The 19632-nt window shown below is 61.3% G+C and carries 20 protein-coding genes; 5 read left to right on the top strand and 15 right to left on the bottom strand.

Annotated elements, in window-relative coordinates; all coding sequences use genetic code 11:
• Nucleotides 1-65: 65 nt before the first annotated feature.
• From ACT7DV_RS12130 to ACT7DV_RS12100, 7 genes are all read right to left on the bottom strand, one after another.
• Nucleotides 66-620 (bottom strand): GNAT family N-acetyltransferase, encoded by a 555-nt coding sequence (locus ACT7DV_RS12130; protein WP_444662843.1) that lies wholly within the window; start codon nt 618-620, stop codon nt 66-68.
• A complete protein-coding gene (locus tag ACT7DV_RS12125) occupies nt 617-919 on the bottom strand; it encodes a HigA family addiction module antitoxin (protein WP_444662841.1) in 303 nt (100 codons plus the stop codon). Before ACT7DV_RS12125 ends, ACT7DV_RS12130 begins: the two co-directional genes overlap by 4 nt.
• A 219-nt stretch (nt 920-1138) precedes the next feature.
• The gene (locus ACT7DV_RS12120; RefSeq protein WP_444662840.1) at nt 1139-1369 is read right to left on the bottom strand and encodes a helix-turn-helix domain-containing protein; all 231 of its coding nucleotides are present in this window, start codon (nt 1367-1369) and stop codon (nt 1139-1141) included.
• A 158-nt stretch (nt 1370-1527) separates the two neighbouring features.
• On the bottom strand, nt 1528-1791 hold the full coding sequence (locus ACT7DV_RS12115) for a type II toxin-antitoxin system RelE/ParE family toxin (protein ID WP_444662838.1): 264 nt from the start codon (nt 1789-1791) through the stop codon (nt 1528-1530).
• Nucleotides 1792-1943: 152 nt separating this feature from the next.
• Nucleotides 1944-3029, bottom strand: coding sequence for a redox-regulated ATPase YchF (gene ychF, locus ACT7DV_RS12110; protein ID WP_444662836.1), 1086 nt, complete (start codon nt 3027-3029; stop codon nt 1944-1946).
• Nucleotides 3030-3090: 61 nt separating this feature from the next.
• Nucleotides 3091-4188 carry a 4-hydroxy-3-methylbut-2-enyl diphosphate reductase gene (locus ACT7DV_RS12105; protein ID WP_444662834.1) on the bottom strand — a complete coding sequence of 366 codons (1098 nt, stop codon included), beginning with the start codon at nt 4186-4188 and terminating at the stop codon, nt 3091-3093.
• Between the two features lie 100 nt (nt 4189-4288).
• Complete coding sequence (locus ACT7DV_RS12100; RefSeq protein ID WP_444662832.1) at nt 4289-5488, bottom strand: SH3 domain-containing protein; 1200 nt, start codon at nt 5486-5488, stop codon at nt 4289-4291.
• Nucleotides 5489-5784: 296 nt separating this feature from the next.
• On the opposite strand from ACT7DV_RS12100, the gene xseA reads away from it, so the two are divergent.
• Together xseA and ACT7DV_RS12090 are read left to right on the top strand one after the other, a co-directional pair.
• Nucleotides 5785-7047 carry an exodeoxyribonuclease VII large subunit gene (xseA, locus tag ACT7DV_RS12095; protein WP_444662831.1) on the top strand — a complete coding sequence of 421 codons (1263 nt, stop codon included), beginning with the start codon at nt 5785-5787 and terminating at the stop codon, nt 7045-7047.
• A gap of 32 nt (nt 7048-7079) precedes the next feature.
• Nucleotides 7080-7310: an exodeoxyribonuclease VII small subunit gene (locus ACT7DV_RS12090; RefSeq protein ID WP_444662829.1), complete on the top strand. Its 231-nt coding sequence runs from the start codon at nt 7080-7082 to the stop codon at nt 7308-7310.
• A 17-nt stretch (nt 7311-7327) separates the two neighbouring features.
• On the opposite strand, the gene ACT7DV_RS12085 is transcribed toward ACT7DV_RS12090, so the two are convergent.
• From ACT7DV_RS12085 to ACT7DV_RS12070, 4 genes are all read right to left on the bottom strand, one after another.
• Nucleotides 7328-8191: a PPK2 family polyphosphate kinase gene (locus tag ACT7DV_RS12085; protein ID WP_444662827.1), complete on the bottom strand. Its 864-nt coding sequence runs from the start codon at nt 8189-8191 to the stop codon at nt 7328-7330.
• A gap of 248 nt (nt 8192-8439) precedes the next feature.
• Entirely contained in the window at nt 8440-9660 is a 1221-nt protein-coding gene (locus ACT7DV_RS12080; RefSeq protein WP_060702144.1) for a pyridoxal phosphate-dependent aminotransferase, read from the bottom strand.
• Between the two features lie 109 nt (nt 9661-9769).
• Complete coding sequence (locus tag ACT7DV_RS12075; RefSeq protein WP_444662825.1) at nt 9770-10675, bottom strand: glycine betaine ABC transporter substrate-binding protein; 906 nt, start codon at nt 10673-10675, stop codon at nt 9770-9772.
• 40 nt (nt 10676-10715) lie between these two features.
• The gene (locus ACT7DV_RS12070; RefSeq protein WP_146275627.1) at nt 10716-11186 is read right to left on the bottom strand and encodes an NUDIX hydrolase; all 471 of its coding nucleotides are present in this window, start codon (nt 11184-11186) and stop codon (nt 10716-10718) included.
• A 112-nt stretch (nt 11187-11298) separates the two neighbouring features.
• On the opposite strand from ACT7DV_RS12070, the gene ACT7DV_RS12065 reads away from it, so the two are divergent.
• Entirely contained in the window at nt 11299-11805 is a 507-nt protein-coding gene (locus ACT7DV_RS12065) for an Lrp/AsnC family transcriptional regulator (protein WP_146275629.1), read from the top strand.
• 87 nt (nt 11806-11892) lie between these two features.
• On the opposite strand, the gene ACT7DV_RS12060 is transcribed toward ACT7DV_RS12065, so the two are convergent.
• The gene (locus ACT7DV_RS12060) at nt 11893-12753 is read right to left on the bottom strand and encodes a hypothetical protein (protein WP_444662822.1); all 861 of its coding nucleotides are present in this window, start codon (nt 12751-12753) and stop codon (nt 11893-11895) included.
• 174 nt (nt 12754-12927) lie between these two features.
• A complete protein-coding gene (locus ACT7DV_RS12055; RefSeq protein WP_444662820.1) occupies nt 12928-13554 on the bottom strand; it encodes a GNAT family N-acetyltransferase in 627 nt (208 codons plus the stop codon).
• A gap of 86 nt (nt 13555-13640) precedes the next feature.
• Here ACT7DV_RS12055 and ACT7DV_RS12050 point away from each other — a divergent pair, with 86 nt between their 5' ends.
• Both ACT7DV_RS12050 and ACT7DV_RS12045 read left to right on the top strand, forming a co-directional pair.
• On the top strand, nt 13641-14255 hold the full coding sequence (locus tag ACT7DV_RS12050) for a 5-formyltetrahydrofolate cyclo-ligase (RefSeq protein WP_444662818.1): 615 nt from the start codon (nt 13641-13643) through the stop codon (nt 14253-14255).
• Nucleotides 14256-14338: 83 nt separating this feature from the next.
• Nucleotides 14339-15049: an SAF domain-containing protein gene (locus ACT7DV_RS12045; RefSeq protein ID WP_444662816.1), complete on the top strand. Its 711-nt coding sequence runs from the start codon at nt 14339-14341 to the stop codon at nt 15047-15049.
• Nucleotides 15050-15057: 8 nt separating this feature from the next.
• Here the strand turns inward: ACT7DV_RS12045 and ACT7DV_RS12040 are convergent, their stop codons facing one another.
• Nucleotides 15058-15375 (bottom strand): hypothetical protein, encoded by a 318-nt coding sequence (locus ACT7DV_RS12040; RefSeq protein ID WP_444662814.1) that lies wholly within the window; start codon nt 15373-15375, stop codon nt 15058-15060.
• Complete coding sequence (locus tag ACT7DV_RS12035) at nt 15372-19604, bottom strand: DUF4011 domain-containing protein (protein WP_444664851.1); 4233 nt, start codon at nt 19602-19604, stop codon at nt 15372-15374. The genes ACT7DV_RS12040 and ACT7DV_RS12035 overlap by 4 nt, the downstream gene beginning before the upstream one ends.
• Nucleotides 19605-19632 lie beyond the last annotated feature (28 nt).

Here is a 19632-nt window from a genome sequence, read left to right as displayed (position 1 = left end):
CTGTGCTAAAGAAACGCACTGTGCTTAAGATAGTGGCCAAGTCCCCATCAACGGTAATCACTCAATCACCATGCGCGCCCACGCAGATCGATCGTGCCAGCGGGCCATGCTGAAAGTTCAGAGACTATGGGCAATACCAATAGTGGTTGCCCGGGTGGATCATCGACCGCCAGGCCGTCTCGCCCGATCGAGCGCTCGGCCGCCATGACTCGGCTCCATCCGCATGATCTGTAAAACGGCACGACTTCCTCCCGGCATCCGAGGTATCCAAAGTCAATGCCACCGGCTTCCAGCATCGACTGCGCCGCAGAGGTCATGAGCCGTTTTCCGAGTTGTTCACCGCGTGCGCACTCGGAGATCAGCACTCCTCCGACTCCAGCAATCACCCACTCGGCATTGCCCACGCCGATGGTGCGACGCGCCCAGCCCACGTGGCCAACGACGCTGTCCACGGATCGGGCGATCACGTGGAAATCATGAGGCGCATAGCCATACGGCTGATACGGGTTCCAGGATCCGCAATCGTGAAGATACTCTTGATCGAAAAGACGCCTCAATTCATTGACATTTTCCGCTGTCAGCTCGCCGTGCGCCACGACCGCGATCGACAGATCCGTCATGAGAGCTTCATTGGCATAATTGCGGCCAACTTGTCACGCAACGTGCGCCGCTCGAGCCGCAATTCGTAGTTTGTCTGCAGGTTCATCCAGAATTCCTCGGATGTCCCGAAATAGCGCGCCATACGGATCGCCATGCCTGCCGCGATGCCACGCTTGCCGTGCACGATCTCGATGATCCGTCGCGACGGCACATCCATGGACACGGCGAGCTTGTTCGGTGTGATCCCGAACCCCTCGATGAAGTCCTCCATCAGGATATCCCCCGGAGGGATCGGTTCGATCTTGTCAGCGGTAGTCACCGATCTCCACCTCCTCCGATCCGTTGCCTGTAGATCTCATTCACGTCCGCTCCCGCTACCTAATGCTGATGCAGGTTCGGAACTGCGAAAATTCCATTGCTTGATTGACGGCCCGCATTCGCTCACGCCCTCTTGGGCGCGAGACCCATTGTCGCGAGTACAACAAACGCTAAAGCAATTTTGACCTTCAAGAGGGCAGTTTGGGATTCTCTGCCGGAATCAGACTATCTGCATCCGCTGATCGCCCATAAGGTACTCCAGGGACAGCTCTCCTCCGGCAGCTTCCAAGTAGCTGCGGATTGTGCCGATTTTTGCATTCTCAAGATCTCCGTGCTCGATCTTCGAGACTTGACGCTGCCCCACACCAATGCGCTCAGCGAGCTCAGCTTGAGCGAGTCCAGCCTGTTCACGCAATTCGCGCAAGCGATAGGCACGAACTTCCGCGAGCATTCTCTGCTTATGTTTCTCGACCCGGCCCGTATCGACTAGGTTCTCCGCGAGAAAGCCATCAAGAGACTTGGCCAACGCGCTCGCTTTCCCCTTATCGTGTCTAGGTGTTCATCGAATAATCGATCGGCCCATTGAAGGTTTTTCTCGTATCTGCCTTGTCAGTCACCAGATTTATTGCCCGCAATATGCGTGACTGCCGCCCGCTCCGGATCGAACGCAAACAACATTCGCGATTCTGATTTGCCAGGTGAATCTGGTCGAAGAGCCTTCATATTCTTGTGGCGAGATGCTTTTACTGTGTCCACAAGGGGTCGTCCGAGCTGGGGCCCAGAATCCTCTAGCAGTTCAATCGCGGCAACCACTTGCTCCCGGGAATTAACATCAAGCTCATCAAGCCATACCTCGATGAGCTCGATGTCCACGTTCCACATAGAAACAGAAGAGACCCCATATGGTCTAAGGTGCAATAGCTAGACCCACGCTCTAGAACGGACCCGAGGCATTACGTTTCAACACCACAAGCAAGAACGCCCCCGGCTTCAAAAGAAACCGAGGGCGTTTGAGCTGAGAAGTCTTAGACGTTGAAGCGGAACTCCACAACGTCGCCGTCCTTCATGATGTAATCCTTGCCCTCGATGCGGGCCTTGCCGGCAGACTTGGCATTGGCGATCGAGCCCAGCTCCACCAGATCATCAAAGGCCACAACCTCGGCCTTGATGAAGCCACGCTGGAAGTCGGTGTGGATCACGCCGGCGGCTTCCGGAGCGGTCGCTCCGCGGCGGATGGTCCACGCACGGGTTTCCTTTGGACCAGCGGTCAGGTAGGACTGCAGGCCCAAGGTGTCGTAGCCAACGCGAGCCAGCTTGTCCAGGCCGGATTCCTCGATGCCGGCATCTTCCATCATCTCGGCGGCTTCGTCTTCTTCAAGCTCGGCCAGCTCGGATTCGAACTGGGCGTCCAGGAAGATCGCCTCTGCAGGTGCCACCAGCTCGGAGAGCTTGGCCTGCATCTGAGTGTCGGCCAACCCGGCCTCATCGGTGTTGAACACGTAGATGAATGGCTTGGTGGTCATCAGCTGCATTGGAGCAAGCTCTTCAAGATCGATGCCCTTGGTCTTGGCCGCGGCAAACAGGGTGATGCCCTCTTCAAGCACCTTCTGCGCGTTGAGCACTGCGTCCAGGAAGGACTTTTCGATCTTCTTGCTGCGCAGTTCCTTTTCAAGGCGTGGCAGCTGGTTCTCGATGGTCTGCAAGTCCGCGAGGATCAGCTCGGTAGCGATGGTCTCGATATCCGAAGCCGGATCCACCTTGCCGTTCACGTGGATGACGTCGTCATTGACGAACGCACGGGTGACCTGGCAGATCGCGTCGGCTTCGCGGATGGTGGCCAGGAACTTGTTGCCCAGGCCCTCGCCCTCGGAAGCGCCCTTGACGATGCCAGCGATATCCACGAAGGATACGGTGGCTGGCAGGATGCGCTCGGAATTGAAGATCCCGGCGAGCACCTTCAGGCGCGAATCTGGCAACGGCACGACACCCACATTGGGTTCAATGGTTGCGAACGGGTAGTTGGCTGCCAGCACCTGGGCACGGGTCAGCGCGTTGAACATGGTGGACTTGCCGACGTTGGGCAGTCCGACGATTCCGATAGTAAGAGCCACGGGAGGAAATTCTACCTTTTGCTAGTGATGAGCGCGCAATTGCCTGCGGCGCAGGAGTTCTTTAGTTGGACTGCGGGCGGGTGCCGCGGCCGCCCAGGGCGCGGTCCTCGTCGCCGGCTTCCTTGAGCTTGCCGCGGATTTCCTTGGGCAGCGAGAAGATGATGTCCTCTTCGGCGGTGGTCACCTCGGACACGTCGGTGAATCCATAGTCGGCCAGCAGCGAGACGACCTCGCGCACCAGCACCTCGGGCACCGAAGCCCCGGAGGTCACGCCGACGGTGGAAACGCCCTCGAACCAGGACTCGTCCACCTCGTTGGCGAAGTCCACGCGGTAAGCGGCCTTGGCCCCATGATCCAGGGCCACCTCGACCAGGCGCACCGAATTCGAGGAATTGGCCGAGCCGACCACGATCACCAGGTCGGCCTGCGGGGCGATGTTCTTGATCGCGGCCTGGCGGTTGGTGGTGGCGTAGCAGATGTCATCGCTGGGCGGATCCTGCAGATTCGGGAAGCGCTTGCGCAGCCGGCGCACGATCTCCATTGTCTCGTCCACGCTCAAGGTGGTCTGCGAAAGCCAGATCAGCTTGTCCGGATCCTTCACCTGCACGGTGTCGGCTTCCTCCGGATTGTTCACGATGGTGGTGACCTCCGGGGCTTCCCCGTAGGTGCCTTCGACCTCCTCATGGCCTTCATGGCCGATCAGCAGGATCTCGTAGTCGTTCTTGGCGAAGCGCACGGCCTCGCGGTGCACCTTGGTGACCAGCGGGCAGGTGGCGTCGATGGTCTGCAGGTTGCGGTCCGCGGCGGACTGGACCACCGCTGGGGAGACGCCGTGGGCGGAGAAGACCACCAGGGCACCCTCGGGAACTTCCTCGTTTTCCTCCACAAAGATCGCTCCGCGGGACTCCAATTCCGAGACCACATGGAGGTTGTGCACGATCTGCTTGCGCACGTACACCGGAGGCCCGTAGTGCTCCAGGGCCTTCTCGACAGCCACCACGGCGCGATCCACGCCTGCGCAGTAGCCGCGCGGGGCCGCGAGCAGGACCTTGCGCTCGGAAACCTGCGGGGACGCAGCGGCGATCTCGGCCGGGGTGCGGCGAACGCGCGGGATCCGTGGAACTGGCAGCGATACCGGGATGGAAGTGGAAGTAGCCATATCTCTAGTCTACGAACTGCATGCAAGTTAGCCCATGCTCATATGATGCGCGCCACCATCTGCCGGCTGTGAGTTCTGCCTCCACGCTGCCCCTGCCCGTTCAGCAAGGCAGCGAGCTGGGCAGCTTCACGCTTGTGCGCACGATCGATCCGGCGCCATCCGATCCCCGGTAGGCACGGCAAACCCCGATGCCGCGGTTGGCCAAGTTGGCTTTGATCTGGCGCAGCGAATCCGGTGAGAACCCATACCACTGCATGTGCATCAAGACGGTGTCGCCAGGGACCGCCGCGGAGGCACGGGAAATGGTGATCGACTTGGATTTCACCTCCCAGTCCTCGGTATCCCGCGTCCAGATCCATATGGCCATGCCGCGGCTGTCGTAGCCGCAACGGACTGACCCGTCCACGGCTCCGTAGGGCGGGCGCCCGAAGTTGGTGTGCACGCCAGTGCCGCTCAATTGAGCCCCGGCCTGTTGGCAGCTGAGCGGGCGCAGATCGGGATGGCTGATCGAATGGTTGATAACCCATTGGCCTTTGGCTCGGGCCAGGCTGGGCAGGTCCACCCCATAGCGGGATTTGTAGGAGGAAATGCAGTCACCCGTGGGAGCGAGCACCAGGCCGATATTGGCGCTGGCGGCATAGTCGATGGCCGCATTGTACTCGGTCAGGGTGCGCGGGCAGTCGTCAAAGGTCAGCACGACTCGCGAGGTCCGATTCGGGCCGCTATACAACGGAGCCGACGGCGGCTTGGGATAGGTGGTCACATAGGTGCCGCTGACCCAGCCGGTATATCCGCCATAGCTCACCTTGTACCAGCCGTTGGAGGCCCGCGCATAGGCGGGAACCGTGGTTCCTTTCGGGATGGTGATCAGGATCCGGTAGCTGGTCGAGGTGCCGGTGCGCAGATTCAAGCTGTCGAGGGTTCGCACATTGGCCGCGACCACGTAGTAGTCGCTGACATACCCGGTGCGCCCCTCATAGCTGACCTTGTACCAGCCGCTGGAAGCCCGCCCAAGGACCGGAACCGAGGTGCCTTTGGGAATGCTCACCAGTACGGAATAGGCGGTGGAGGGCCCGGTGCGCAGGTTCAGATTGTCGGTGGTTCTGACCCGGGCAGGCAGGTCGATGGACAATTCGCTGGCCACCGTGACGCTAGCTGCTCGCGCCATGGGAGCTACGCTGCTTGCCGGAATGGCAGCTGCAGCCAACGGAATCGAACCGGCGACGAGGCCCGCGGCGAGCGCGAGGGCGAGGGCGCCTAGCGAGCGAGTGGCAAAGCCATGAAAATTTTCCCGAAGCATGTTGACTGCGTCCTTATGAAGTTGTTCCCCGATGCTCAACAGTGTCCGCGTGCGATGGGCACCGGGCAATAGCAAGATCAAGGCTTGACCAAATTGTTGGAATTACTCCCTGCCGTTCTTCTCCGCGGGGAAAATGACCACAAACTTCACCCGTTTTGTCACCAATGCTCCACTTTGCTGGCGCCCTCGCCCCGGCCCCTAATCCGCTGAACCGTCGGCCTCATGCGGTAGTCTCACTTGTGCAGCAGCAAACGCGCAGGCTGGTGCCACGTTTCGATTCCCAAGGAGCGGCCCGGATGGAGCCCCAAACAGCAGCGAGCTTGCCAAGCACGGCAGGGCAGACCACGGCGGATAATCCTTGGCCGTTGCGAGTCCTTTCGGAAAAGCTCAAAATCCATATTGAGAACTCCCCCTTTGCCTGGGTTGAGGGGCAGCTTCTGGAAGCCAATGTGCGCAATGGGCACGCCTACCTGACCCTGCGCGATGTCGATGCAGATAATTCGTTTTCAGTGACCATCTGGTCCTCGGTAATGCGCAAGCTGGAGACCACGCCACAGGTTGGCTCCCGCGTCGTTGCCCGCGTCAAGCCAAGCTTTTATGCCAAGACCGGTCGCCTTTCGCTGAACGCCACCGATCTGCGGCCGGTCGGCCTGGGCGAGCTATTGGTGCGCCTGGAGCGGCTCCGCCAAGCATTGGGTGCCGAAGGCCTTTTCGACCCGGGCCACAAGCGCGCGCTCCCGGTGCTTCCAGGACGCATCGGCTTGATCACCGGACGGGACTCGGACGCCGAAAAGGATGTGCTGCGCAATGCCACGCTGCGCTGGCCCTCGGCACAGTTCAAGGTCATCAATACCGCGGTGCAAGGTGTTGACGCTGCCACCCAGGTCATGGCGGCGCTCAAGGAACTCGATGCTGATCCAGACGTTGATGTGATCGTCATTGCCCGCGGCGGTGGCGCTTTGGAAGACCTTCTGCCGTTTTCCAATGAGGAGCTGGTCCGCGCGGTCTTCGCCGCGCAGACCCCGGTGGTCTCGGCCATTGGCCATGAGGCTGACCGGCCGATTCTCGACGACGTGGCGGACTTGCGCGCCTCAACCCCGACGGACGCGGCAAAGCGCATCGTTCCGGATCTCAATGAGGAATTCACCGGATTGCAGTTGGCACGCAACCGACTTGAGCGCTCCATCAACAATTTGCTGGAACGCGAGGCCCAATTGCTGGCCGCCGTCCGTGAACGTCCGGTGCTGGCCAACCCGCAGGTCATGGTGACCAGCCGTGCCGAGGACCTGGCCCGGTATCGGCAGCGTTCCAGCGACCTATTGCACTACCGGGTGCAGCGTGCCCGCGACGAGATTACCCATCTGAAATCGCAGGTTCGCGCCCTCTCCCCGCAGCAGACCTTGGACCGCGGATATTCGGTCACCCAGTTGGCCGACGGCAGCATTGTGCGTGAAGCAGCCAACGCTCCGGTCAACACCGAAATCTTCATTCGGTTGGCATCGGGCCAATTGGCGGCGCATACCACCGAATCACTGCCTGCCGGCGATGCCGCACGCTAACTCGAACCTACGCGAACTACTCTGGAGCCATCATGACTGCACAAATCCCTGAAGATATTGCCAACCTCTCCTACGAGCAAGCCCGCGAAGAACTGCTTACCGTGGTCAACCAGTTGGAGACCGGCGGTGTGGCCCTGGAGGCTTCACTGGCTTTGTGGGAACGCGGCGAAGCCCTTGCCGCCCACTGCGAAAATTGGCTCAACGGAGTTTCGCAGCGCCTGGAGCAGGCCCGCGCCAAGCAGGTCGGCCCAGACTCGGAATAGTCCTGATTGGCTGAAGGCTACTTGGTAGCTTCCAGCCGGGCTTTTTCAGCGGCCACGTCGAAGTCGGCTGCTGGCCATGGCACGGTAATTTGCTGCAGCGCGTCCAACAGCAGCTCGGCAACGCACAGCCGCGCCCGCCATTTCTGATCGGCCGGAACTATCTGCCATGGGGCAGCGGAATTATCGGTCCGGTTGATGGCGATCTCGTAAGCCTGCTGGTAGTCCTCCCACAGCAAGCGGTCATCGATATCCCCGGGCGAGTACTTCCAATGCTTATCCGGGCGTTCCAGGCGTTCAGCCAGGCGCTCGTACTGCTCGTCCTTGCTGATATGCAGCATGACCTTGATCGGGTGGATGTTCTGCTGTGCCAGTTGCTTCTCGAAGTCCACGATTTTCATGTAGCGGGAATCCAGGATTTCCGGGCTGGCCAGCTGCTTGACCCGAGCGATCAGGACGTCTTCATAGTGGGAGCGGTCAAAGACTCCGACCATTCCCCTGCGTGGCAAGCGCTTGGTGATGCGCCACAAGAAATCATGGGCAGATTCCTCGGGCGTGGGAGCCTTAAACGCATGGTGGTCCACTCCTTGAGGGTCCAACATGCCCGTCACGTGGCGAACAATGCCGCCCTTCCCCGAGGTATCCATGCCCTGGAGAATCAGCAGCACCGAGGGCGCGGCCTGCCCCTGTACCGATGCCGCGAAGAGCCGTTCTTGGAGATCCGAGAGCGGCTGGGCGATCTCTTCCATGCGCTGTTGCGCTGCCTTCTTATTCTGTGGCGCATCGTCGGGCCACCACCCGGGATCCTTGGTTGCCCTTTGAGAAAGTTTCAGGCCCGGCTCGGCACGCAGGGCTTCGAGCAGGTTCGCGGGGTATGTGCTCAAGGCAGGCTCCTTCTTCGGTCTTCACTACCGTGAATCTGGATATTTGCCAGCGTACTGGCAATAGACCACGGTGTCTCGAAGAATGAATTGGAATGGTGAGTCTTTTCAAGAATTGATCACCCGGCAAGCCGAAAGTTCTGGATCAGCCAACTGGCTCGGAAAAGTTCCACAGATATATCTGGACAAAAGAAAACACCATCGCACGACCACCATTAATTGCCGTTGTGCGATGGTGTTTTCCGTTGCTTCTATGCGCGGGCGCGCCAGTCCTCCAAGAACTGTCCAATCCGTCCCACGGCGTCGGTCAAATCCCGCACGCTAGGCAGGGTCACCAGCCGGAAATGGTCGGGACGCACCCAGTTGAAGGCGGTGCCCTGGGTAATCAGGATTTTCTGCGCCTTGAGCAGCTCCAAGGCGAAAACCTCATCATCGTGCATCGGATACACTTCTGGATCCAGTTTCGGGAACATGTACAACGAGCCCTTGGCCTTCTGCACCGAGACTCCTGGGATGGCCGAAAGCAGGTCGTAGGCCGCATCGCGCTGTTCTAGCAGCCGTCCGCCGGGCAGGATCAAGTCGTTGATGGACTGGTATCCGCCCAAAGCCGTCTGAATCGCATGCTGAGCTGGCACGTTGGCACATAGGCGCATATTGGTCAGCAAGTTGATGCCCTCGATGTAGTCTGCGGCTTGGTGCTTGGGACCGGAGATGGCCATCCAGCCTGCGCGGAAACCACATACGCGGTACGCCTTGGACAATCCGGAGAAAGTCAGGATCAGCACGTCATCGGCCAGCGAAGCGGTGTTGATGTGCACTGCGTCTTCGTAGAGGATCTTTTCGTAGATCTCATCCGAGTAAACAATCAGACCATGCTTGCGCGCCAGTTCCAGAATCCCCTCAAGGGTTTCCTTCGGATAGACGGCACCGGTGGGGTTGTTCGGGTTGATGACCACGATGCCCTTGGTGCGATCGGTGATCTTGGCTTCCATGTCTTCCAGGTCGGGAAGCCATCCCTCTTCTTCGGTATTCAGGTAGTGCACCGGGGTGCCACCGGCCAGCGAAACCGATGCGGTCCACAGCGGGTAGTCAGGGGCGGGGATCAGGATCTCGTCGCCGTTATTCAGCAGCGCATTCAGCGACAGGGTGATGAGTTCGGATACGCCGTTGCCAAGGTAGATGTCGTCCACGCCAATGGTCTGGATGCCACGGGTCTGATAGTACTGCGAGACCGCGGTACGAGCAGAAAGGATGCCGCGGGAATCCGAGTAGCCTTGGGCATTTGGCAGGTTGCGAATCATGTCGACAAGCACCGCGTCGGGCGCCTCGAAGCCGAACGGCGCGGGATTGCCGATGTTCAGCTTCAGGATACGGTGCCCTTCTGACTCCATGCGCTGCGCATGCTCCAGCAGCGGACCGCGGATGTCGTAGAGGACGTTGTGCAGTTTCGTCGATTGCTTGAATTCTGCCATGATTACACTTTCTCATGTCAGGTGTGCAGAACACACCTTGTTACTCGGCCACCGTCAGGTGCGGCCGAAATCCTTGGTGCTCGAATTGCTGGAGCAGTGCCATGTCCTGCTAGTCGATAATCCATTCCCAGCGGGTCGCCGCCTGCGCGGGCTTCATCGCCCCGGGACCGGTGACCATTCGATTCAAATCCACCAAGGTCTGCTGTGACAGATCCCCGGTGATTTTGTTCAATTCGCCGCGGGCCTTGTCATCCACGTTGCCGTTGGCCAGCAACATGAAAGGCTGCGCGTCAAAGAGCTTGGCGGTATCGGTAATGCTCTTGAAGCCCTCATCGGAAATCATCGCGTTGCCGGCGCTCAGGGCGACGGCGCGGTCCACTGAAGCTCGCAGCTGAGTCGCAAGATCAGCGCTCTCCACCACAGAAACCTTCGGCTTCTCGCAAACTTCGGTTTTGAGTGCCGCTTCCAGATTCTTCGTCTCGGAATCATCGGTAATGATGGTGATCTTTTGGCAATCACCAGCCAACGAGGACAGGGAATCAACACTGTGCGTTTGCGCCTCGGCCGAGCTCATCACCAGGACTTTGCCTGAATCAGCGGCACTCAAGTCCAATGCGGCGGCCTTGCCATCCGAATCATTGATCTCGGTGCGCAAATTCTTCAATTCATCAACGGAGAGCACACCGTCTTCGCCGGCGATGCCGGCGGCGTCCTTGGACATGCCCAGCGCAGCTCCTGCGTAATCCACGGCGATGTCCGCCTGCCCGTCAAGTACTTGCTGATATGGGTTGTCCGTGGACTTGTTGATCTCCACGTCGTATCCCTTGGCCGTCAAAGCATTCTTGTAGACCTCGGCTAGTGCCTGCTGCACCGGTTGCCCGCCACGTGCCAACTTCAAAACTGCGCCCTGGCTCGACTCAGCCGGAGCCTCCGGTTCGTTATCGGTGCAAGCAGACAGTGGCAACAACAGGGCGAGGCACAGGACACCAAGACTGGAGGATTTTCGCAAGTTCATATCACTATTGATTCTATGGCAGAGTATTTTGATTCGACGGTTACTCGCGAGGCGCGGTCAGTCGCAAAATGCTGTCCACCCGCTCAATGCAATTGAGCTGGTCGATTTCTTCGCGCGAGAACCACGCGGCCTGGCTGGTAGATCCATTGACCTCATGGCGCAACTCGCCACCGGTAAGTTTCGCCCGGTAGGTCACGGCCACGGTTTGCATCGGATGCCCTTCGCCCGAGTAGCGTTTTGCTCCGGGAATCACACCGGTGGTGACATCCAGCAGGGACAGCTCCCCCACCGCGTAACCGGTCTCTTCATACACTTCGCGTTTAGCGCCTTCGACAATTGGCTCGCCCAGGTCGATGCCGCCGCCGGGAAGCGACCAGCGAGGCGTGAATTTCGGATCACGATGGCGCATGTCCCAGAGCGTCAGCAGTATCTTTCCTTCGTGTTCCACCAAGCAGTAGGCCGCAAGCCTGGTATCGAAGAATTCACCGGTATGCTCTGAACGTCGTGTCATAACCCCAATATATCGGTTTGTTCACCGTTTATTTTCCCTATCGCTCAGGGCATGAGCTGGTTTATTGGCCAAATATCGCGCTGAAGGCTTGCGAATGTGATGAAATATTCTTATGGCCCAGCACTCAGAGCATTCTTCAAACGTCGATCTTGATGAAATAGATCGAATCATCATCGACGAATTGGTCGCCAACGCGCGCATCTCCAATGCCACACTCGCCCAGCGTGCAGGCATCGCCCCGTCCACGGCCCTGCTGCGCACCCGCTCACTGGTTGAGCGCGGCATCCTCACCGGCTACCACGCAGAGGTTGCCCTCGGCACAGTAGGCCGCACCGTCCAGGCCCTCATCTCGGTGAAGCTTCGCGCCCATGACCGCGAAAAGATCGATACCTTCGTGGAGCGCATCCCCAGCCTTCCAGAGGTGCTCTCGATGTTCCATGTTTCGGGCGGAACCGACTACCTTCTGCATATCGCTGTCGGGTCCACCGACCACTTGCGCGACTGGGTGCTGGACAACCTGGCCACCGACGAATCGGTGGGCCACACCGAAACCACTTTGGTCTTTGCCCACCACCGCGGCAACCGAGGACCACTGCCTTCAGACGACATGTTGAGCTAGCCGGCACCCCAGGAACTCAGCTCCCAGGCAAAGCGATGGCCCCCACCGAATTTTCGGTGGGGGCCATCGGCCTCTAGTGCGAAATCTTTATGCGCGGCGGCGCTGCATCACTGCATCCAAGTTCAGCCGCGGCTTGTTGCTGGAAACCGAAAGATCAGCCGCAGGCAAGGTCCCGGTAACTGGAGAAACAGTTTCGGCCACGGGCGCCTCGGGCTCCTTAGGGGCCGATTCCTTGGCGTGCTCTTCACGCTTGACGGCTACCGAGGTCACGGCGGCACGCTCTTCAGCGGAAACTTCCGAAGCCAGGCGCTTGGCGTCTTCGGAGGCCTTCAGGCTGATCTGCTTGCTTGGACGCAGCGGCTCTTCCGCTGGAAGCGGAGCTTTCGGCATGCGCTGGGCAGCGGTTTCGCTGGAAGCCTGGGCAACCTTGGCGATGCGTTCAGATGCCGCAACGTAGGTTGGCTTCGGCACGCGGGTTGGCGCCCAGGTATCAGGCTGCTTCACGCCGCCATGGCCGTGGGCCACACGCAGCGCTTCGGCGCGAAGTTCTTCTGCAGTGATAGCTGGCGCGCGGCGGGAGGATCCCGGACGAGCGTCAAAGACCTCGTCGCCTTCGTGCTTGCGGGCGATGACCTGGTTGGCCGAGTCTTCAAAGGCTGGAGTCTGCATCGCCTTCTGGCGGGTTGCTTCCAAATGCTCCAGCAGCTTGCGGTTCCGGTCCCGGACCGCGAGCATGCGCAAGGTGGCGAACGAAAGAACTGCGACCAGGGCGAAGATCCCTACTGTTCCGAAGGACAGTGCGGTGAAGGGGGCCAAAACGACTCCGAGGACGGTGGCGATAATCGCCAGCGCACCCACCAGCGCGACGGACAATCGGCCATAGCGCACACGTATCTTGAGTTTGGTCGCAGCAACTTCCTGCGAAGCGCTCTGTGACGTGCCAGCCATGTGCGTCCTCCATCACCGATTGAGTCGGTCAACTTCCTTAGAACCGGGTACGGCTCTTTCAAAACAACCCTATGCAACCTTTCTTGCGGTGACACGCAAATATGTCGGTGTGTCTATAAGTTTTCAGCACTACTTTGCGCGTTTCCAAGGGCCGTTGGCTGTAGAAACTCGCATTCAAGCTTTGCGTTCGTAGATGCGTTCGAGCATCGTGCTGGGTAGCTCTTCGCGGTTCAAGGCAAAAGTCCGATGATCACGCCAGGCGCCATCGATGTGCAAGTACGCCCGGCGCACCCCTTCGTCCCGGAATCCCAGCTTCTCGACTACTCGCAGGCTCGGGGCATTTTCGGGGCGGATGTTGATCTCAAGGCGATGCAGCTGCAGGTCGTCAAAACAGTGGTCGACCACCAGCGCACATGCTTCGGGCATCAGTCCGAAGCCTGCATGGTTGCGATCAATCCAATAGCCGATGGAAGCAGTGCGTGCGGCACCGTATTGGACTGCGGACAGCGATACCTGTCCGATCAATGGCGGCCTGGACTGATGCAGCTGCGGCAGGGCAATGGCCCATGAATAGCCGGTGCCGTCGCGCGCCGCCTCATCCTTGCCAGCGATCATCTGCCGATAAGTCATCGATTCCGGCGGCCCCATCGGGCTGGTGGGATCCCACGGGCTTAGCCATTGCGCATTGGCATACCGCAGGTTGATCCATTCGGTCTCGTCGCGCATGGTCAACTGACGCAGCAGCAAACGGTCCGAACTCAATTCGGGAACCAACTGCGAGGCACGACGAGAGAAGAACATGAGCACATCTTAATACTCCAGGGTGGCTTAAATGCACTGCATTGCCGGCCAGGTGCAATTCGTTGCTTTTTGCGTAAGCTGGTGCCATGACTGCGAACCCTGCGAAGAACCACGACACCGAGAAGAAGGCTGTCCGCGCATCCATCCGAGCGTCCAGAGATTCGATGGATACCCGGACGCGTGCCGAGCTTGGCGAAAAGCTGGCTGGAACAGTTCTCGGATATCTGGCGCAGAGCACCGGCATCGTCCGCAAGGTTGCCGCGTATACTTCCTCCCCCGGTGAGCCTGATACCGCGAAGCTCCTGGATGCCATGGTCGATGAAGGCATCGAGGTGTTCCTGCCCGTATGCGAACCAGGGTTCGCCTTGTCTTGGGCTGCCTATGTGCCGGGGATTGAATTCCAGCGCAGCACCCTGGCCCCGGTGATGGAACCGGTAGGGCCACGGCTGGGAACGCAGCTGTTTGATGACATCAATACCCTGATCATCCCGGCGCTTGCCATCGATGAGCAAGGGCTTCGCCTGGGACAGGGCGGCGGCTACTACGACCGCTTCCTGCCGCTCATCGAGGATTCCCCGGTGCGGGTCGCGGCGATCGTTTACGACAATGAATTCGTCCCTGCTGGCACCTTCCCTGTTGCCGAGCATGACCAGCCGGTGGACCTCGTGTTCACCCCGGCACAGGTGCACCAGATCATCTAGGGTGCGTGCCGCCGGGCCCCTGATTACTCACATTTCGTGCCCGGGCGAGCCAAGCGGTGGACGTCCACAGCTTGCATGGGAGGATGAACTATTTCTCCAGGCCCTCCACGGCGCTCCGTCCCCCAACGATTCCCCGGCCGAAACTGCGTCCTGTCCGCACGCGCAGCGAACTGCTGCGGCGCTATCGAAAGCCCCTTGCTATCGCCTTTGCGCTCTTGGCCTTGGCTGGTGTGCTCAATGTCTTTTCTTCGGGGCAATTGACCCAGCGCGAAGTGGTCATTGTGACCAGCGATATTGCCGCAGGAAGCGAAATCTCTGCCGCCCAGATTTCGCTGCAGACAGTTCGGCTCGACCCGCAGGATGAGGAAGTGTTCCATTCCCCCGAACAGCTGGTTGGCCAGCGCATCGCGGTGGGGCTCAGCGCAGGAACGGTAATTCGCAAGTATGCGTTGGTGGGCGAGCAACTCCTCGCCGGCACTGCTGAAGGCACCGTGGCCGTCCCGTTGCGCTTGAGCGATCCCGCAACGGTGACCCTGCTTCATCCCGGCCAGCTGGTGGATATCGTCCTGACCACCGGTGACGGTTTTGACCGTGAGATCGCCTCGCGCACTATTGCCCGATCGGTGCCGGTGCTGTGGGTGCCGCACAGTGCCGCTGACTCCGAATTCGGCATGCTCAACGGCGCGGCCCCGACCGGTGAAGGGATTATCGTGGTCGCGGCGGCCAGCAGCCTCTCGGATGACCTGTCCGGCGCGGTGTCGAGGGGCAAGGTCTCAGCCGTCTTGGTCAACTAGCAAGGCGTTCAGCCCCAGTGCGGCGGTTTTTCCCGCTTCATGAGCTCGGCGAGATCTTCTTTCGCTTCGCCCCACATCCGAGGGTCCTGGTCCTTGGCGACAAATTCAGCCAATGGATCAGCGCTGCGTTGCGCCGGGTTTCGGGCAGTAGCCGAGGCCGGGCCATCAGCGGATTGCGGGTCCGCCAAGGCACGGTCAACCGAGGCCGAGTGCGGGACCGGAGTGTAGCTTCCGGTAAGTTGAACGCGCTGTTCCAAATGCTGTGGTGGTGCGACAACGCGCGGCCGCTTGCGGCGGCCGTGCGTTGGTTCTTGCTCAGAAGTCATGACTCCTTGGGCTCCGACCGCTCAGCGGACTGGCTGGCTGGAACCGGTGCCGGTGTGTCGCTCGCCTGCGCGTCGGCAGCGGATGTTTCCGCGGCCTTGGCTTCCTTGCCATCAGCCTGCTTCTCGCCAGAAGGCTCGCCGGCCGCACCCTGCTTGGTCTCCAGCTTGGACTTCGCCGTCTTGAGCAATCCGGTCTTTTCCTTGGGCGCTGGTTCGGTGGTCACCTCGCGGGCTGACACCGGGCGGGCTGCTGCCACAGCACTGCGCGAAGGCGAATCCCCGGAAGGTGCCGGGCTGCTGGATGATTTCAGCGCCAGGGCCCTGGCCAGGCGTTCGGTGACGGCTCCCGGGTCGGTGAACACGTCAATGGTCCACAGCGGGACGTAGCGCCAGCCATGCTTCTCGAAGAATTCCGGGCGCAGCCGGCTGCGCTCGCGAACGGTGAGCTCTGAATAGTGTTCGGTGCCGTCATACACTACCGCCAACGGGCGGATTCCAGTGTCAGCGGCATCAAAGACGTGGGCCGAGAGGTCGAGTACGCCGCGGTAGTCTTCCGAGACGATAGCCCCGCGTTCGCGCAGGCGGCGTGCCAGGTCCGAGACCAGCGGGTCAAAGCGCGGGTTGCGCATGGCGCTGACTCCCGAGTCCCCGGCCTCAACGCGGCCGAAGAGCTCGAAGAACTGGCGGGCGCCGCGGTAGACGCGGTTCAGATCCACATCGCCTGGCAACAGGCTGGAGACCAGGGTCATGCGGCTTCGCGAACGAGTCATCGCAGCGACAAAGAGCTGTTCTCCGCCTTCGCGGGACAGCGCGCCGAATTCGTGCAAGGTCTTGCCGTGCGGAGTGCGGCCATAGCCCCAGGCAAAGATCACGGCATCACGGCGCAGGCCGATCAGGCGGTCCATGGTGGTGACAACGAATGGCTCCTGCTTGGAACGCAGGTAGTCCATGGCGTACTTGTGATTTGGCAACTGGACCCGAATGGCTTCGGCAATGGCTGCCGCGTGGCTGCGATTCGAGGCAATGACCGCCAGGGATTCGCGGCCCTGGTTCTTGAAGTGCTCGAAGACCAGGTCGACGACGCGAGCCACTTCGGCCGCCGTGGTCTGCACGCCATCTTCGCTATTGGACAGCGAACCGGTGGCGTCAGGCACGTACTCGCTGCGCAGCAGCGGCGAATTGCCAGTGATATTCACGGCCATCGGCAAGCGCGAGATGCTGGAGTCGTAGTACGTGGTGGACAGCTGCTCCACCAGTCCCTCGTCGATCCCCCGGTACACGGTGGACAACGAACCCGAAACCAGGACCTTGTTCAGCGCGCTGAGCGCCGAACGCTCCTGCTGGAGTTCCACCGCGCGGGCGGTCGGGTCAACGGAGACTTCAAAGCGCTTTGGCCCGCCGAGCATTTCATCGCCGATGGCGATGACCTGGCTGGAGCGCCGCAAGGCATCAAGGACCTCGCGCAGGGCAAGGTAGTTGGCTTCCAGGAGGATGACCGCATCGAATTCCGCGTCTTCTGGCAGCGCGCTGCCCAGCAGCAGCGGAGCCGAAACGATCACCGGCGTCAGCGAGTTGGCCAGCGGGGCGCCGAGCTGCAAGAGGCCGGCTATGCTCGGGTTGCCGGACTTGAGCATCTCGCGCAAGGCCCGCGAACCGGCGCGGTGGTCGGCCAGGGCGGCCTTCCAGTTGCGCGACAGGGCCCAGCGGATGCGCTGCGGGCCGGCAGCGATATGCGCGCCGTCGGCCAGGCGGTAGTCGGCTTCGATTTTCTCAAGCTTGGAGCCGTCGTTCATCGCCAGGAAGTCATCCCCGGAAATCATGGCGTCCAGGACGGACTGCCACCAGGCCAGTTCCAGTTCGCTGTCGACCGCGTCGGCGTCGATCTCGCGCTCGGCGAAGTCGTCCAGCAGATCGCCCAGTCCGGCTTCGGCCAGCTGCTCGGAGATCAGGGTGCGCTCGGGCAGTTCTCCCAGATCTTCGCGGCGGTCGACGAGCGCTGCAATGGTATCGAGCAGCTCGGCGATTGGCATTTCGCGCAAGCGCGAGCCCAGGGCCGCTGGAAGCATGCCCGCCAGCTTGTCGATCCGGGCTCCTGCATCATGGTAGCCGGCTTCAACATCCAGCAATCCACCGGGAACCTGCGGGTTGCGCTGGCTGGTGGCGATGGCGCGCCAGGCATCGCGCTGCACCGAAACTGCCTGCAGGGCTGCCTGGAGGTCGGCGACGTGCATGCCCGGGCGGACGTATTCCTTGGCGATCTTGCGCAGCCGGGAACGGACGATGGAGCCCATTTCCACGCCGTGCTCGCGGCGCCATGCGCTGGTGGCGGTGGCCGCGATCAGATCGTCGATGTCGCCCTCGAAGATGTCCGATTCGAACTTGTCCAGCGAACCGCGCACGGCGACGAGCAGCTGGAGCTGGTCGCCCCACTTGTCGTAGCTGTCTTCCAGGCGGATCTGCGACTGCTTGGCGATCTTCTCCATGTGCTCGTGGAGAATTGGCAGGTCGCGGCCCAGGCCGCTGGCCAGGTTCAGGGCCTGTTCGGTGGCTTCGGCATTGCGCAGCGGCGCACCGTGCCACGGGCTGGTGGTGTGCTCCTTGGAGTACGCGCCGAGCTGTGCCGCGCGCTTGAGCTGCGCGGCAACATGGCCGCGCTGCCCCATGGAGTCGAGGACCGAGCGCTTCAGGCGCACGGTGGTTGATGGCGCCGGTTCCAGCGCGGATAGCCGTGCCAGCTCCTGCATGGCCTGGTACGGCGAGCAGCCCCAGCGGCTGCGGACCGAGTGCAGCGACTTGACGTGTTCGTGCAGCGCGTGGCGGGATTCGCGCAGGCGCTTGAAGAGCGAGCCGAGCTGCGGCTCGCTGGCCTTCTCGTTGCGCAAGATGGCCTTGGTGAGCAAGGTGCGCAGCTGCTCTGGATCCTCATTGGGTTCCAGCAGCAGGCTCGCGGCATCCAGCTGTTCGTTGAACAGCTTCACGAATTCTTCGGCGGCTGAGCGCTGCTCGGCAACCACCAGTACGCGCTTGCCCTGCGCGGCCAAGAGCGCGGCGGCGTTCAGCGCGGTCTGGGTGGCACCGGTGCCGGCGGCTGCGTTGATGGCCACCGATTCCCCGGCGGCGACGTAGTCGAGCATCTTCGACTGCGACTCATCGGCATCCAGCAGGTAGAGCTCGTCTTCCGGGTCGCGTTCATCCGAGGATTTGACCAGGGTGCTGCTGCCTGTGTGGACCTTGCGGGTGGAAGCTTCTTCCACGGCGCCGGCATCGGATTGCTTGCGCGGGCGGGTGCTGTCCTTGAGAATGTTGCGCACCCGGCGAAGACGCGAGCCGCCCTCTTCGGCGGACTTGGCCTGCTCGGGCTTGGCATCTGCCGCTTCGGGCGCCTCGTCGCTGGCGGCGCCGGCTGGCTTGGCGGCTTCCGGCTTGGCCGCTGCGGTGTTTCCCGGCTTGGCTGCAACCAGGTTGGCCAGGGCTTCGGAGGCCTTGGAGTCAGCGGAGTCCTTGGCCTGCTTTTCGCTCAGGTCCTGGCGGATCAGGGCCTCGATGACCGGGTGCGATCCGGTGAGCTTGGCCGGGTCTGCCGGGTCCATAAGCTCGGAGAAGGTGGACAGCAGCAGCCGGTGGCCCACGACCACGCCCGGCACTTCTGCCATCTGGTGGCGCAGCGCGTCCATGCCGCGCACCGGATCAAAACGGGCAATGGAGTAGGCGGCGGAGTCAACGGCGCTGACATCCACCTTGGCGTTGTGGTCTGCCTCGAATTGGCGGACGAATGCCGGGGAGACGGTGGCACGGCCAACAAGCTGCAGGTCGTAGTCGTCGGCATCAACGTGCTTGGTCAGGGTGATCCGGCCCAGCATGATCGGCGCGGAGACCGGCTCGCTCTTGCCCTCGTGCACGGCACGCCAGTTGGCGACACCGGCGGCCAGGTAGCCGACATCGATGCCGCGCTCTTCCCAGAGCTCGCTGATCTTCGAGGCCAGGGCGCGGGCGGTGCGCCGCGCGGTGGCGTACTGCTCGGCATCATGCAGCAGCGTAGAGAGCCGGGTGCGCCGTCCGGCAAGAAATTGCGCCAACCCGGAGGGATTGGCATGGGTGATGTCGATGCTGTTGGACGTCGACGGGGCAAACCGCAAGGTGGTATCTGCACCCGCGCTTTGTCCCAGGGATTTCACCCAGGTTGCTACCCGCTCGGCGGCAGCATTCTGTCCACTAGCCACGACAGTCATTCCCTTCACTGAACCGACCACTTTCGGG

This window comes from Glutamicibacter sp. TV12E (assembly GCF_052441935.1).
In the GTDB taxonomy this organism is placed as follows: Bacteria; Actinomycetota; Actinomycetes; order Actinomycetales; family Micrococcaceae; genus Glutamicibacter.
Note: the sequence above shows the minus strand (reverse complement) of the source record. Positions and strands in the feature narration are given on the sequence as shown.

Bases quoted from the DNA above. Each gene is read 5' to 3' on its own strand.
- ACT7DV_RS12130 (WP_444662843.1), bottom strand. From the start codon at position 620: ATGACGGATCTGTCGATCGCGGTCGTGGCGCACGGCGAGCTGACAGCG.
- ACT7DV_RS12120 (WP_444662840.1), bottom strand. From the start codon at position 1,369: ATGCTCGCGGAAGTTCGTGCCTATCGCTTGCGCGAATTGCGTGAACAG.
- ACT7DV_RS12105 (WP_444662834.1), bottom strand. From the start codon at position 4,188: ATGGCTACTTCCACTTCCATCCCGGTATCGCTGCCAGTTCCACGGATC.
- ACT7DV_RS12100 (WP_444662832.1), bottom strand. From the start codon at position 5,488: ATGCTTCGGGAAAATTTTCATGGCTTTGCCACTCGCTCGCTAGGCGCC.
- xseA (WP_444662831.1), top strand. From the start codon at position 5,785: ATGGAGCCCCAAACAGCAGCGAGCTTGCCAAGCACGGCAGGGCAGACC.
- ACT7DV_RS12090 (WP_444662829.1), top strand. From the start codon at position 7,080: ATGACTGCACAAATCCCTGAAGATATTGCCAACCTCTCCTACGAGCAA.
- ACT7DV_RS12080 (WP_060702144.1), bottom strand. From the start codon at position 9,660: ATGGCAGAATTCAAGCAATCGACGAAACTGCACAACGTCCTCTACGAC.
- ACT7DV_RS12075 (WP_444662825.1), bottom strand. From the start codon at position 10,675: ATGAACTTGCGAAAATCCTCCAGTCTTGGTGTCCTGTGCCTCGCCCTG.
- ACT7DV_RS12070 (WP_146275627.1), bottom strand. From the start codon at position 11,186: ATGACACGACGTTCAGAGCATACCGGTGAATTCTTCGATACCAGGCTT.
- ACT7DV_RS12065 (WP_146275629.1), top strand. From the start codon at position 11,299: ATGGCCCAGCACTCAGAGCATTCTTCAAACGTCGATCTTGATGAAATA.
- ACT7DV_RS12060 (WP_444662822.1), bottom strand. From the start codon at position 12,753: ATGGCTGGCACGTCACAGAGCGCTTCGCAGGAAGTTGCTGCGACCAAA.
- ACT7DV_RS12055 (WP_444662820.1), bottom strand. From the start codon at position 13,554: ATGTTCTTCTCTCGTCGTGCCTCGCAGTTGGTTCCCGAATTGAGTTCG.
- ACT7DV_RS12050 (WP_444662818.1), top strand. From the start codon at position 13,641: ATGACTGCGAACCCTGCGAAGAACCACGACACCGAGAAGAAGGCTGTC.
- ACT7DV_RS12045 (WP_444662816.1), top strand. From the start codon at position 14,339: ATGAACTATTTCTCCAGGCCCTCCACGGCGCTCCGTCCCCCAACGATT.
- ACT7DV_RS12040 (WP_444662814.1), bottom strand. From the start codon at position 15,375: ATGACTTCTGAGCAAGAACCAACGCACGGCCGCCGCAAGCGGCCGCGC.
- ACT7DV_RS12035 (WP_444664851.1), bottom strand. From the start codon at position 19,604: ATGACTGTCGTGGCTAGTGGACAGAATGCTGCCGCCGAGCGGGTAGCA.